Annotated in this window: 12 protein-coding genes; 4 read left to right on the top strand and 8 right to left on the bottom strand. The window is 52.3% G+C overall.

All coding sequences use genetic code 11. The annotated features are described in order from the left end of the window. Positions 1-209: 209 nt before the first annotated feature. The 3 genes from G6L28_RS09925 to gmd form a co-directional block, all read right to left on the bottom strand. Positions 210-1589 carry a hypothetical protein gene (locus tag G6L28_RS09925; RefSeq protein ID WP_174063596.1) on the bottom strand — a complete coding sequence of 460 codons (1380 nt, stop codon included), beginning with the start codon at positions 1587-1589 and terminating at the stop codon, positions 210-212. A 164-nt stretch (positions 1590-1753) separates the two neighbouring features. Next, the gene (gene fcl, locus G6L28_RS09920; protein ID WP_337795758.1) at positions 1754-2683 is read right to left on the bottom strand and encodes a GDP-L-fucose synthase; all 930 of its coding nucleotides are present in this window, start codon (positions 2681-2683) and stop codon (positions 1754-1756) included. A gap of 9 nt (positions 2684-2692) precedes the next feature. Next, a complete protein-coding gene (gmd, locus tag G6L28_RS09915) occupies positions 2693-3763 on the bottom strand; it encodes a GDP-mannose 4,6-dehydratase (protein ID WP_174063594.1) in 1071 nt (356 codons plus the stop codon). A gap of 275 nt (positions 3764-4038) precedes the next feature. Between gmd and G6L28_RS09910 the strand changes: the two genes are divergently transcribed. Both G6L28_RS09910 and G6L28_RS09905 read left to right on the top strand, forming a co-directional pair. Then, positions 4039-4860 (top strand): glycosyltransferase family 2 protein, encoded by an 822-nt coding sequence (locus G6L28_RS09910; RefSeq protein WP_174063593.1) that lies wholly within the window; start codon positions 4039-4041, stop codon positions 4858-4860. Beyond that, on the top strand, positions 4857-5879 hold the full coding sequence (locus G6L28_RS09905; protein ID WP_174063592.1) for a glycosyltransferase: 1023 nt from the start codon (positions 4857-4859) through the stop codon (positions 5877-5879). Before G6L28_RS09910 ends, G6L28_RS09905 begins: the two co-directional genes overlap by 4 nt. Before the next feature lie 24 nt (positions 5880-5903). Here G6L28_RS09905 and G6L28_RS09900 read toward each other — a convergent pair whose 3' ends face one another. Genes G6L28_RS09900 through greA form a run of 3 tightly spaced genes read right to left on the bottom strand, consistent with a single transcriptional unit; the run spans position 5904 to position 8354 of the window. After that, positions 5904-6746 carry a glycosyltransferase family 8 protein gene (locus G6L28_RS09900; RefSeq protein WP_234902524.1) on the bottom strand — a complete coding sequence of 281 codons (843 nt, stop codon included), beginning with the start codon at positions 6744-6746 and terminating at the stop codon, positions 5904-5906. 48 nt (positions 6747-6794) lie between these two features. After that, positions 6795-7847, bottom strand: a complete 1053-nt coding sequence (locus G6L28_RS09895) for a glycosyltransferase family 4 protein (RefSeq protein WP_174063590.1) — start codon at positions 7845-7847, stop codon at positions 6795-6797. A gap of 30 nt (positions 7848-7877) precedes the next feature. Next, positions 7878-8354 carry a transcription elongation factor GreA gene (gene greA / locus G6L28_RS09890; protein ID WP_174063589.1) on the bottom strand — a complete coding sequence of 159 codons (477 nt, stop codon included), beginning with the start codon at positions 8352-8354 and terminating at the stop codon, positions 7878-7880. 219 nt (positions 8355-8573) lie between these two features. Here greA and G6L28_RS09885 point away from each other — a divergent pair, with 219 nt between their 5' ends. Beyond that, positions 8574-9806 carry a putative DNA modification/repair radical SAM protein gene (locus G6L28_RS09885; protein WP_174063711.1) on the top strand — a complete coding sequence of 411 codons (1233 nt, stop codon included), beginning with the start codon at positions 8574-8576 and terminating at the stop codon, positions 9804-9806. After that, a complete protein-coding gene (locus tag G6L28_RS09880; protein WP_174063588.1) occupies positions 9806-11281 on the top strand; it encodes a UdgX family uracil-DNA binding protein in 1476 nt (491 codons plus the stop codon). The genes G6L28_RS09885 and G6L28_RS09880 overlap by 1 nt, the downstream gene beginning before the upstream one ends. 11 nt (positions 11282-11292) lie before the next feature. Here G6L28_RS09880 and G6L28_RS09875 read toward each other — a convergent pair whose 3' ends face one another. Further along, the gene (locus G6L28_RS09875) at positions 11293-12834 is read right to left on the bottom strand and encodes an MFS transporter (protein WP_174063587.1); all 1542 of its coding nucleotides are present in this window, start codon (positions 12832-12834) and stop codon (positions 11293-11295) included. Positions 12835-12919: 85 nt separating this feature from the next. After that, positions 12920-13366: an SRPBCC domain-containing protein gene (locus G6L28_RS09870; protein WP_174063586.1), complete on the bottom strand. Its 447-nt coding sequence runs from the start codon at positions 13364-13366 to the stop codon at positions 12920-12922. Between the last annotated feature and the right edge of the window lie 54 nt (positions 13367-13420).

Raw genomic sequence — 13420 nt, 5'->3', positions numbered from 1 at the left:
AGTTTAGTCAGGTTTCAAACCTGCAGCTCTGAAACCTAAGATCAGTATCTCAATGCGAAAGGATCAATAATTCTACCCCTCTAAGTGCTATGATAGCCCGACATCCGTTAAAGTGAAACGATGTGCTGTTGGCCTCTGTTTGAAAGCCAACCGCTATTTCATTCAAGCCATTGGGTACGGAGCCATCCCTTTGCTTCTGGCAAATCCTTCTAACTCGCGAGATATTTTACTTCACATAACCACACAACCGAGCGTTGGTTTGCAGTCATTCGGGTTTCTCGAATCTGAAAGCCATTGCCGCGCAGCGTTTCTTCGAAGTCCTTTTGCGACATATGTGTTTTCCAATTCAGACGCCTTAAGGAAGAGGCGCTCATTTTTCTAAAATCACTGACAGCGTGGCTCACTACAAGATACTGCGCGTTATGAGCGAGCATTTGAAGAGGTTTTGAGATGTCGCCCGAATATTCGAGAACGCCTAACACGAACGCAATATCGCATCTTGCGATGGAATCGGTGTTAATATCCATCTTTGTCACGGACTCGCTTTGCGGCACAAGATCGTAACCTTGGTAGGCAACGTTCAGGCTTAGGCGGGAAAGCGCGGCTTTGAGCTTTTGATTGCCGCATCCGACATCTGCCACTGTTACTTCTTTGCCGTTGTCACTCACGACAATCGATGCCAGCTGCGCCGCTATTTCGGCGCGGTCTATCCACGCAGCATCATTCTGCTCACCGCAGTTGAACCGTTTCAAGTCCTTTCGGAGCTTCGTGCGGTAATTACGCCTCAAAGCCCTTAAACGGAGATTTTGATATGAGATGGCAAGCTTTTTCCTCAGCCCGGATGGTCGGTCGGCAGAAAGATGCAGCAACCATGTCGGTTCCATTATTCTCCGGCTCATTCCCTTGAAATGAAAAACCTTTATGCCTGAAGGAAACCCACCAAGATCTGGACGTTCCCCGTTCGGAGAGTAATTATATGTGGCGCAGTCGAGAAGCTTGATCTTGCCTTCATGCCGTTCAACCGTCGGTGATTCATAAATACTGTCAAACGGAAGGTTGATAAGGTTTAACATTGCGAACTGGTCGCCGTACCAAGCTGAGGTGCCGGTATATTTTTCAACATAAATATCGAACAGACGACTAAACAACCGGACACTGTTTTCAGGGCGTTTGTCGTTCACGTAGATAACGCCGCCATTTAGCGGCATTTCATCCGACTTTCTCCATGTGAAGGCAATGTCGAAATCATCGAGGAAAAGATCGGTCAAGTCGCCCGATATAAGAACATCGGTGTCGACGAATACTGTTGGTGAATCGAAATCGCCAGACATAAGAAATTCACGCTGCGCCCGCATCCTCTCGAGCATTATCTGAGAGAGGTCGATAGGGTGGCGCTTTATCGATACTTCGTTTGGCAGGCTCGTCAAATCGGTGAATTCGTCTGTAAGCACCGTAAATCGAGTAGCAGGATGAATTTGCTGCGCGGATTTCACAAGCAAATCGATCTGGCTTGGTCCGTCAAGGTCCCCCGATATAACGGGTTTCGCTTTGCCGCCATCGGCATAAAAGGTGACGAACTTTATTTTCATATACCCAACCCTCGAACTTTGCCCCTAATACATAATCGGGAGAAGGTTGACAATCGCGACATTTCTTTAGAGAAGAGATTCGAGATACATAAGTATATCTCAAAAAAATATGTCATGAGTAAATAATTTTTAGTAATGAAGTGTGCATTCTTGGAATCCGCAAGTCATGGATTTTCTCTGAATTTTATGTACGTATTTTTTACTCCGAGTTCTAGGGGAACTCTTGGTTCCCACCCCATTTCCCTCAACGTCTCCGCGCTCATCAACTTCCTTTGCGTGCCATCGGGCTTGCTCAGATCATGCTTGATCTCGCCTTCGAAGCCTACAATGCCGCAAATGAGTTTGGTAAGGTCCAGAATGGAGATGTCTTCGCCGCTGCCTACGTTGACGTGAGTTGCTTCGGAGTAGTTTTTCATGAGAAAGACGAGGGCGTCGGCGCAGTCGTCGGCGTGCAGGAACTCGCGGCGAGGGGTGCCGGTGCCCCAGATCGTGATTTCGGTATCGCCGCGCGTTTTGGCTTCGTGTGCCTTGCGGATCAGGGCGGGCAGAACATGGCTTGAGGTTAGGTCGAAGTTGTCACCGGGGCCGTAGAGATTGGTCGGCATGGCGGAAATGAAGTCGCAGCCATATTGTTTGCGGTAGGCCTGAGCCAGCTTGATACCCGCGATCTTTGCAATCGCATACCATTCGTTGGTCGGTTCCAGCGCGCCAGTCAGTAGCGCTTCTTCTTTGATCGGTTGCTCTGCAAATTTCGGGTAGATGCAGGATGAGCCGAGAAAGAGAAGCTTCTCGACGCCAGCGTGGTAGGAGGCGTCGATGATGTTACTCTCGATCATCAGGTTTTCATAAAGAAATTCCGCAGGGCGCGTGTCGTTTGCGAGAATCCCGCCAACCTTCGCTGCGGCCAAAAATACTGCTTGCGGCTTGTTTTTCGCGATCCATTCACTCGTTTGCGCCTGATTGCGCAGATCGACTTTCGCGCGATCAATCGCAAGAACTTCGCAGTCCTCCTGTTGGAGGCGCCGAACAATTGCGGAGCCAACCATGCCGCGATGCCCGGCCACCCAGACGCGCTTTCCCTGAAGGCTATAGATCGTCATAGCTTATGCGCCTTTTGCGATATTGTCGGACTGCATCAGGCGGAGATCCTCGGCCACCATCTCTTGTGCCAGTTCACGCACGCTCGTTTCGTGCTTCCAGCCAAGTTTCTCATGCGCCTTGCTGGGGTCGCCGATCAATAGATCGACTTCCGTCGGGCGGAAATAACGTGGATCGACTTCCACCAGAACATTGCCGGTTGCGGTGTCGATGCCTCTCTCGTCCACGCCTTTGCCTTCCCATTTCAGGATGAAACCGGCATCGGCGAATGCCCACTCTACGAAGGTGCGGACCGGCGTCGTTTCGCCGGTCGCCAGCACGTAATCATCCGGCTGGTCCTGCTGCATCATCAGCCACATGCCGCGTACATATTCCTTCGCGTGACCCCAGTCGCGCTTGGCATCGAGGTTGCCGAGGTACAGCTTTTCCTGCCGGCCGAGCTTTATCGCGGCGGCGGCGCGGGTAATCTTGCGCGTTACAAAAGTCTCGCCGCGAAGCGGGCTTTCGTGGTTGAAGAGAATACCGTTCGATGCGTGCAGGCCATAAGCCTCCCGGTAATTTACAACGATCCAGTAGGCGTAAAGTTTTGCCGCAGCGTAGGGGCTGCGCGGATAGAAGGGCGTCGTTTCGCGCTGGGGCACTTCCTGAACAAGACCGTAAAGTTCAGATGTGGAGGCCTGATAAAAGCGCGTCTTTTTCTCAAGTCCAAGGATGCGGATAGCTTCCAGCAGGCGCAAAGTGCCGATGCCGTCGGCATTCGCCGTGTATTCCGGTGTTTCGAAGGAAACTTGTACGTGGCTTTGCGCGGCAAGGTTATAAATTTCTTCCGGCTGCGTTTCCTGCACGATGCGAATGAGGTTTGTTGCATCGGTCATGTCGCCATAATGGAGGAAAAACCGAGCATTTTCCTCGTGCGGATCCTGATAGATGTTTTCGATGCGACCGGTGTTGAAGGACGAGGAGCGACGCTTGATGCCGTGAACAATGTAACCCTTGTCGAGCAGAAGCTGCGCGAGGTATGCGCCGTCCTGACCAGTTACGCCTGTGATGAGGGCTACTTTTGTTTTTTTAGACATTGGTTCGTTTTATCCCTGTCGGCACCCTTGGACGCCTTATGCTGTAGGCTGTGGATTTCAGCCTCTGGCTATTTAATTTTATCGGGCAATCGTGTGCCTGCATCTATAATAAGTCACAAGCAAAATAAACCAGTGTTTTGCGAAGTTAACGCTTGAAAACGTCGGCCTATCCGGCGCTTGCCTTTCTGCCCTCCGCAATCTTATAGACAGTATAAGGCATAACCACGCTCGCGAGGGTGTGGTTGTTATTTATCCGCTTCATCTTTGGGAGTAGCATGGAAAAGCTTGGGCTCTCAGCCTTTATCATCTGTCTCAATGAAGAGGCCTATCTCGGCAATTGCATCGCAAGTCTCGAAAGCTGTGCGGAGATCGTTATTGTCGATTCCGGTTCCACCGATGGTACGGCGGCGTTGGTACAGTCTTATATCGACGAAGGCTGGCCAATCCGTTTCATGTTCGAGCCGTGGCGCGGATATGCGGGGCAGAAGCAGTTTGCGCTGGAACAGTGCAGCCAGCAATGGTGCCTGAACATTGATGCAGATGAGCGGCTGGATGATGCCTTGCGTCTGGCCTTGCCTGAATTACTGGCGACACCTCCAAATATCGTCGGCTGGAAAGTCGCGCGACGTCCCTATCTTATTGGCTTCGGTTACACGCCAGAAAATGTACGAGAGCGAAAGAACCTGCGTTTGATCCGCCGAGGGCAGGGTGGGTACGATCTGGCGCAGAAGGTGCATGAAGGCATAGTGCCGAAGGGCGAGGTGGCATCTTCACAGAAAGGCAGTCTGTTGCATTACAGACCGCTCATAATCGACGAGCAAATTCTGAAAGAAAATAAATACTCGACACTTAAGGCGGATCAGCAGTTTGCAGAGGGTAAGAAGGCCAAAGTTTCCAAACTGCTATTTTCTCCATGGCTTTATTTTCTTCGCCTCTATTTCAAGAATGGGCTATGGCGTTGCGGCATATCGGGCTTCATAGAAGCGGCAACGGGAGGTGTTTACGCCTTTCTCACTCAGGCCAAGATTTACCAGCGTCATGCGCTGAAACGACATCCCAATGTCGATGACATGGAACGTGGAAGGAAAAGCCTATGAAAGTCATGCATTACCATCTTGGCAAGGATGGTGGCGCTGAACGTTTCTTCGTTCATCTCGTCAATGCATTGGCGCGTCGTGGTGTAGAGCAGACTGCTGTCATTCGCCCGAACCGTCTCTGGCGAAAGAATATCGATGATGTCTGCGGCATTATTGAAAGTAATTTTCGCAATCTCTCTCCGGATCGGCTGCTGCTGCCCATGAAGGTGATGCGTATGGCAAAGGCGGAAAAACCAAACGCACTGATGTCTTGGGCAACCCGCCCCAGTCGTTTGATGCCTAATTACAGTGGCTGCATCAAGCTTTCCCGTTTGGGGGATTATCCGACCAAGCTGGATTACTTTCAAAATACAGACATTCTCGTTTGCAACACGCCCGGTATCGCGGAGCATGTGAAAGCTATCGGTTGGAGCCGAGGGGTCGAGGTGGTTTCCAACTTTACCAGTACCGAGAAAGTTTCGCCGGTCTCTCGTGCTGCGCTTGATACACCTGTCGATGCGACGGTCGTCATGTCGATGGGGCGTTTTGTCAAACGCAAGGGATTTCACACGCTGATTGATGCGGTGGCTGCTTTGCCCGGTGTCTATCTTTGGCTTGCAGGTGATGGTGAAGAGCGTGAGAACCTGGAGGCGCAGGTGTCTGCGCGAAATATGAATGATCGCGTTCGTTTTCTAGGCTGGCAGGACGATACGAGGCCTTACGTAGCAGCCTCCGATATATTTGTTATGCCTTCAAGTCATGAACCGCTAGGTAACGTCATTCTCGAAGCATGGGCACAGGAAAAGCCCGTCGTCTCTTCAAAGTCTGAAGGCCCCTTATGGTTTATGAAAGATGGTGAAAACGGTTTGCTCGCTGACATTGGCGAACCTGATGGATTTGCGGCAGCCATCACGAAAATTCGAGACGACGTAGAGTTGGGCGAAAACCTTGCCGCGGGAGGGAATAAATCCCTTATGTCGCAGTTTTCAGAAGATGCGGTGGTGGGTCAATATTTGGAACTGTTTTCTAGACATCCGTGATTATTTACCGTCGTAGGAAGCTGATCAAAGCCAGAATTGGGTGAGCTTGATCCAGCGCTTTTTAGCTGAATGCTTTAGAGTGCGGATAAACTTGTGCCTCTTTGTCAGAAGAGCCTTATTTGCCCACGGCGTATGCTGGCGGTAGTTAAGAAACGTGACTTTTTCCGGATGCTTACATATCTCTGTATTCGGTTTGTCATGGGTGAAATGGACAATGATTGCTGTAGAGTAATCAGGTTCTCTTTGCGCGTTCCATCGCCAATCGAGCTGGATCAATTGATCAGTTGCCAGAACGTTCAAAACGTCTTGGTCAAGAAAGTCAAAGTGGTTCGTTTTCAATAAGTCGAACGCCTTTTCTGTTGTCTTTTCAAAGTTCCATAGCTCCAAATTGACTGCGATAACACCTGCGTTGAAGTACGGGGTGTCTTTTTTTCTCTTAAGTGCACTGTTGCGAGCATCCACGAATTCCGAGACTTTGATGGGGACGGCAGCCATCAGAGCACCTGTCATCGACATGGAAAATAAGTGGGAGATATCCTGTTTTACGATAACGTCGGCGTCCAGGTAAACGAGACGGGCATGGTTGCCATCCAAGAGTTCGGGCAAAATGAGACGTCCATATGTCGCCCGACTCCAGTAAGACGTGGTGCGAAGCTGGCGCACCCTTCCAATCATTTCGTCCGTCATATCGATAAAAGTCACCGGGCGGCCCGCTGCAAGTTCGATATTCGCCTTGTCTTTGTGGGTAAGGCCATCCCCGAGAACAACAAATTCGACCTCTGGGATGTTTCCATTGAGATGGCATGAGCGAAGCATCACGCCAGCGAGTTCAACATAGTTCCGGTCAATCGCACATGCCAATAACATCAACTAACTCATTTCCTAATTTTCACGCCGAGAAACCTCGGTGGAATATCAAGTGTTGGCAATATAGATTTTGCCAATATTGCTGCCTTCGGAATCGATAGTGAATTTTTGGCTCACATGTTGATGAGCCTGATTGCCAGAAACATCGTGGCTTTCGCCTTTGCTCATCCAACTCGATGCTGCATTTGCCATTGCTTGGAGATCGTCGCGAGGTATGATATCGCCCATAGCGCCTTGGACGATCAATTCCGGAAACGCGCCTACATCCGTTGCAATCACCGGAACGCCACTTGCCATTGCTTCAAGCGGCGTCAGGCCGAAACCTTCCCAGCGTTGCGGAGCGATGAAAAGATCGAGGGCGCGGTACCATTCATTGATGTTGGTATGTTCGCCAACGAAAAGAATTCGTTTTTTGAGCCCTGCTTCACGAACCTTTTCTTTAAGACCGTTCTCGAACTCTACGTGCGCGGCTGTTGCACGACCGGCAATAATCGCAGACCATTCAGGATATGCCGGTAACGTGGCAATCATAGTGTCTACGAACAGATCCGTACCTTTCTGGTGACGGACACGGCCGAAACAGCCAGCATATTTCAGTTGAGGATCGAGCCCGAGACTGTGTTTTGCCGCTGCCTTGTCGTCGGCTGGGTAAAAACGCTCGGTGTTTATTCCATGCATGATGACGGTACAGGGAACTTCCAGATACGAGGCCGTCTTGTTGCTCGTGGCGATGACGGCGTCCATCTTGGAGATCAGGAATTTCGTCCAGCCGGTATGTTTTCTCTGCGATGCAGAGGTGAAGACGAGCTTTAGTTTCATGCGCAGGAGATCGCGCATGACGATGCCCGGCAGCATCTCTATATTTCGGCGCGCATGCCAGATGCGCGATCTGCCCTCGGGCCCATGCTGCCAGAGCCGCCAGAGATCTCGAACACGAATCCTTGGCAGGCTATCTGGCAGGCCCGGACCGATAACGGCGACCTTCTGCCCGAGCCGGTTTTGAACCGGCACGAGCTGGATGATGGTTGATGTCACGCCTGATAGCCTGCGCTTGAAGTTGGGCGCAAGGACCTGAACATCTTTCAAATCGACGTAGGGCAAGTCTCGTTCTCGCAGAAGGAGCGGCGTATCTCAGCCCCAGTTGACGGACAAAATCTCGTAACCGCGAGAGCCGCCGGGCGCATTCACTTCGATGCTGTCGCCCACTTCCTTGCCGATCAGCGCGCGGGCGATGGGGGAGGAAATGGAAATGCGGCCTTCCTTGACGTCTGCTTCCTGATCGCCAACGATCTGGTATGTCTTTTCCTCATCGGTATCTTCATCGACGAGCTTGACGGTCGCACCGAACTTGATTTTCGAACCGGACATCTTGGACAGGTCGATCACTTCCGCGCGTGCAGTCAAATCTTCAAGCTCGGTAATGCGACCTTCATTGTGACTCTGCGCTTCCTTCGCGGCATGGTACTCGGCATTTTCCGACAGATCGCCATGGGCACGCGCTTCGGCAATCGCCTCGATGATGCGTGGGCGTTCTTCCTGCTGGCGCCAGCGAAGCTCTTCCTGCAACTTGACAAAACCGCCATGGGTCATCGGTACTTTTTCTATCATCTTTTTATTCCTTCACATTCGCACCGCGTTAGTCGCAGACACAAAAAGAAACAGGTTCCGAAGCGAAACCTCGGAACCATGTCAAAATCACAATTGAAGCGACTATATCAGAAGATCAAAGCAAATTGCCAGAAAATTAAAGTTCCGGAAAATGCCGATATAGCAGGGACTTATCGATGTGATTGACATTTCGCCATGGAACATATAGAGAACATAATTATGAAGAAGTCAATAAAAGACCGGCTTGCGATTTTATCGGATGCAGCGAAGTATGACGCCTCCTGCGCGTCCAGCGGTACCTCGAAAAGAAACTCCTCGAGTAGCGGCGGGTTAGGGTCGACGGAGGGGTCAGGCATCTGCCACGCCTATGCGCCGGATGGACGCTGTATCTCTCTGCTTAAAATCCTGCTGACGAATTTTTGCATTTATGATTGTGCCTATTGCATCAACCGGTCTTCCAGCAATGTAGAGCGCGCGCGCTTTACGGTGGAGGAGGTGGTTTGGCTGACGCTGGAGTTTTATCGCCGGAATTATATTGAAGGGCTGTTTCTCTCATCCGGTATCATTCGATCATCTGATCACACAATGGAGGAGCTTGTCCGCGTGGCGCGGGAACTGCGGGTCACTCATGGCTTTCGCGGCTATATCCATCTCAAGTCCATTCCGGAGGCGTCGCCTCGTCTGGTGGAGGAGGCGGGACTTTACGCTGATCGCCTGTCGATCAATATCGAACTGCCGACAGATAGCGGTATCGGGAAATTCGCGCCGGAAAAACAGCCCGGCAACATTCGTCGTTCGATGGCTGATATCCGTCTCAAGATCGAAGAGGCGGGGGAGCCGACGTTAAAGTCGAAGCGTGTGAAGAAATTTGCACCTGCGGGGCAAAGTACGCAGATGATCGTGGGCGCCGATGGGGCAGACGACGGCACTATTTTATCCACAAGCGCGCGTCTTTATGGAAGCTATGGACTGAGGCGTGTTTATTATTCGGCTTTTAGTCCCATCCCTGATTCATCTAAAAACCTGCCACTGATCAAACCACCTTTGATGCGGGAGCACAGACTCTATCAGGCCGATTGGCTTTATCGCTTTTACGGCTTTGATATTGACGAAATAACGTCCACCCAAAAAGGCGGGATGCTCGATCTCGATATCGATCCGAAGCTTGCCTGGGCACTTGGCAATCGTCAGAAATTTCCAGTTGATTTGAATAGGGCGGATAAGGAAATGTTGCTCCGTGTGCCTGGTTTCGGCGTGAAGACGGTGAATTCTATCCTATCGTCTCGGCGTTTTCGTCGTTTGCGATTGGAGGATTTGGGGCGTTTCGGGGTATCGTTGAAAAAGGTGAAAGCCTTTGTTGTCGCTGATGGGTGGACGCCGGGGAAGTTGATCGAGCGGCCAGATTTGCGCGCAATGTTTGCTCCTCAACCGGAACAGCTGTCGTTGCTCTAATGTATCGGATCGATCTGGAGGGAAGGGGAGATTTTACCGAGTGGCGCAATGCCGCACGTGCCTTGCTTGCCGCTGATATTGCGCCCCGTGAAGTCGAATGGCGTCTGAAATCCGAGAACAGGGATTTTTTTGGCTTTCAAGAAGCGCCAGCTATACCCTCTTACAGCGGGTCGCCACAGGTCAACGTTCCTGCTTCCTTCATGCCGCTTGCCGAGGCGGTGATTTGTCACACTGACCCGGCGCGTTTCGCACTGCTTTACCGGCTGTTATGGCGGTTGCAAGCTGACCGCTCTCTCTTGCAATTCAAATCCGACCCCGATGTTCTGAATGCGCGTAAGCTGGAAAAATCCGTGCGTCGAGATAGCCATAAGATGACGGCATTTGTTCGCTTCAAAGAGGTGCCGTCTGCGTTTGAAGGCGGTCGGCGCTGTTTTATCGCATGGTTCGAGCCGGATCATTTCATCGTCGAACGCAAGGCTTCATTTTTCCAAAGGCGCTTCACGGATATGGATTGGTTGATTGCCACACCGAAAGGTTCTGCGCGGTGGGATGGCGAGCGGTTGGAAACGTCGCGCGAAGCTGCGGAAGAGCCGGATATTTCGGACGAAACGGATGAGCTGTGGCGGACATATTATGCCAATATCTTCAACCCGGCCCGCTTGAAGATCAAAGCCATGACAGCGGAGATGCCGAAAAAATACTGGAAGAATTTGCCGGAGGCGGAGCTTATTCCGGACCTTATCTTAGGGGCAGAAGCGCGGGTGCTTGGAATGGCTGCGAAAGCTGCGACAGAGCCGCAACTTTTTCACCATCGTATTCAGGCCGCCGCTGCCGCCAGGCCGGTGGATGAATTACCCGATGCTGATTCGCTGGCTGGTTTGAGACGCGCCGCTGAAGGCTGCGAGCTGTGTCCCTTGCACTGCAAGGCAACGCAAACGGTGTTTGGTGAAGGCAGTGGCGATGCCGACATCATGGTTGTCGGAGAGCAGCCGGGCGATCACGAGGATCTCGCCGGGCGTCCTTTCGTCGGCCCGGCGGGCAGGGTATTCGATCAGGTACTGGCGGAGACTGGGATCGAGCGAAAGTCACTCTATGTCACCAATGCAGTAAAGCACTTCAAATATGAAGCACGAGGCAAAAAACGCATCCATCAGAGGCCTGACGCCGGTGAAGTGGAACGCTGTCGCTGGTGGTTGACGCGCGAAATCGATCTGGTTCAGCCAAGGTTGATCGTCGCCATGGGGGCCACAGCGGTATACGCGCTGACAGGCATGAAAGAGAAGATTTCCGACCTGCGTGGAAAGCCCATGCCTATGTCCGCAGGACGAATGCTTTTTGTGACGGTCCATCCATCTTATCTACTGCGAATTCCCGATGAAGGCAGGAAGCAGGAGGAACTGCAGAAGTTTCGCGCAGACATGGCAGCAGTGCAGAGGCTAAAAGATATGGATTACGGCACGAGCGCCATAAGGTGAAAGCCGCAACGTCAATGGCCACTCATAGCACTTTCATCGATATGCGCTTTGGCGTACACCTTCTTAGCGATGAGAGCCAAGAGTAGCAGTGTGACTGAGGCGAGCAGGCAGCATGCGGCAAACCCGAGGGAAAATCCTCGGCGTGCAGGCTCCAGCCACGCGGCATTGCTTACACCCATGGCTTTGGCTGTTTCCACAGCGCCTGCCAGCGTTGCGGTTACGGCTACCGCCTGATGCTCATTCAGGCCACCCAACTCGACGCCGTTCATAACCATTCTGTAGACGACCGTTCCGAGGCTACCGAGCAATGCGACGCCAAGAGCCCCGCCGAATTCCGCGCTGGTTTCTGAAATGGCCGACGCCGAACCGGCCCGTTCAGGTGGAGCGGTGCCAACGATCAGACCTGTTGTTGTCAGGATGACTGGCACGAAGCCCAGGCCAACGATGACGCTTGCGCATAGAACTCCAATCAGGCTCTGATTATAGGACGCGATTGCCATGGCCGTCGTGCCGATTGCGTTGACGACAAGGCCTAACAGCACGGTCTTTACCGGGCCGAAATGGTTGGTGAAACGATAGGCCTGGAACGACATGATGGCGAAAACAGAGGCTGACGGAACGGACCAGAGCGCCGCATGCAGTGGCGACAGACCGATGACCAATTGCAGAAACAGGTTCTGATAGAGGAATGTGCCGAACACGAAAAAGACACCGGCCAGATTAACGATCAACGAGGCGGTGAAGGCGGGGATTCTAAACAGCTTCAGATCGATCAACGGGTGCGTTATCCGCTTTTGTCGGCCGATGAATAGGACGCCGACGGCGACGCCCGCCGCAATCGGCAGGAGCTGGCGCAGATCGAAGCCATCCGCTGCCATATGCTTGAAGCCATAGATGACGGGCAACACCGTCGCGAGCGACAGGAAGACGCTGGGCAGATCGATCCTCCCGCCATCTTCGTTTTTGTATTCCGGCAGGATGAACGGCCCGATAGCCAGCAGCACCAGCATCACCGGGATGTTGATGAGAAAAACCGATCCCCAATGGAAATATTGCAATAATAGTCCGCCGATCAAAGGACCGATGAGGCCGCCGAGAGCAAAGGCTGAACCCCATATGCCAATGGCACGGTTTCGCTCCGCCTCGTTCTTGAAAATGTTGACGACGAGCGAAAGTGTTGATGGCGCGACCGTGGCACTAGCGATGCCGAGGAGTGATCGAGAGATGATAAGCTGCTGGGATGTCTGAGAAAAGGCGGCGAGCGCGGATGCAGCCCCGAACGCAAACGCTCCGAAAAGAAGCAGTTTGCGGCGACCAACCCGGTCTCCAAGCGTTCCCATCGTCACCAGAAAGCCCGCGACCATGAACCCGTAGATATCGTTGATCCATAAGAGTTCTGCCGCACTTGGGTCGAGGTCGGCAACGATCGCTGGCATGGCCAGAAACAGTACCGACAGGTCCATGGAATAGATCAGGCAGGCGATGGATAGCACGCAGAGGCCGATCCAGTCTCGCTGGCTCGCGCGTTCGTCGGCTCCCGGCATCTCTAGCATTATACGTCCTCTTCCAGAGGCGCGGAGGGTTTACCGATTTTGCCGGATTAGCAAGCCGGAAAATGGCGACGATCCAGCAATCCCCTCACGACAGATCACCCATTGCTAAAACAATCTCTTCCAGCCGATCGAAATTCTGCTCATTGGCGGCGGAGATGAATTTCTTGAGTTGCAGATTTTCTTCCGTTGCCTCGAACAGCATTCGCCAGTTCAGTCGCGTGTCGTCTCCTTCTTCGGAGAAATCGATTTCCATTCGATACACATGCATCGGTTCATGATGTTCGAAGACGATGCGCCGTGGCGGGTCGATTTCGCGGAAAGTGGAGACATTGTGAAAATCGGTTCCGTTCGAGGCCGTCATGGTGATCTGCCATATGCCCCCCTCACGAAAGTCGAATGCGCCGATTGTATTGCTAAAGCCGTGAGGCCCCCACCATTGCTCCAGAAGTCTTGGCTCGGAGAAGGTGCGAAATAGCGTTTCGCGGTCAACGCTTAAGACGCGTTCGTTCAGAATTTCAATCTTCTCGGACATGCTTTTCTCCCGCGCCCCGCAAATTCCGGACAAAAGAAAACCGGCCAGCATCGC

It is taken from the genome of Agrobacterium larrymoorei (assembly GCF_013322225.1).
Taxonomy (GTDB): Bacteria; Pseudomonadota; Alphaproteobacteria; order Rhizobiales; family Rhizobiaceae; genus Agrobacterium; species Agrobacterium larrymoorei_A.
Note: the sequence above shows the minus strand (reverse complement) of the source record. Positions and strands in the feature narration are given on the sequence as shown.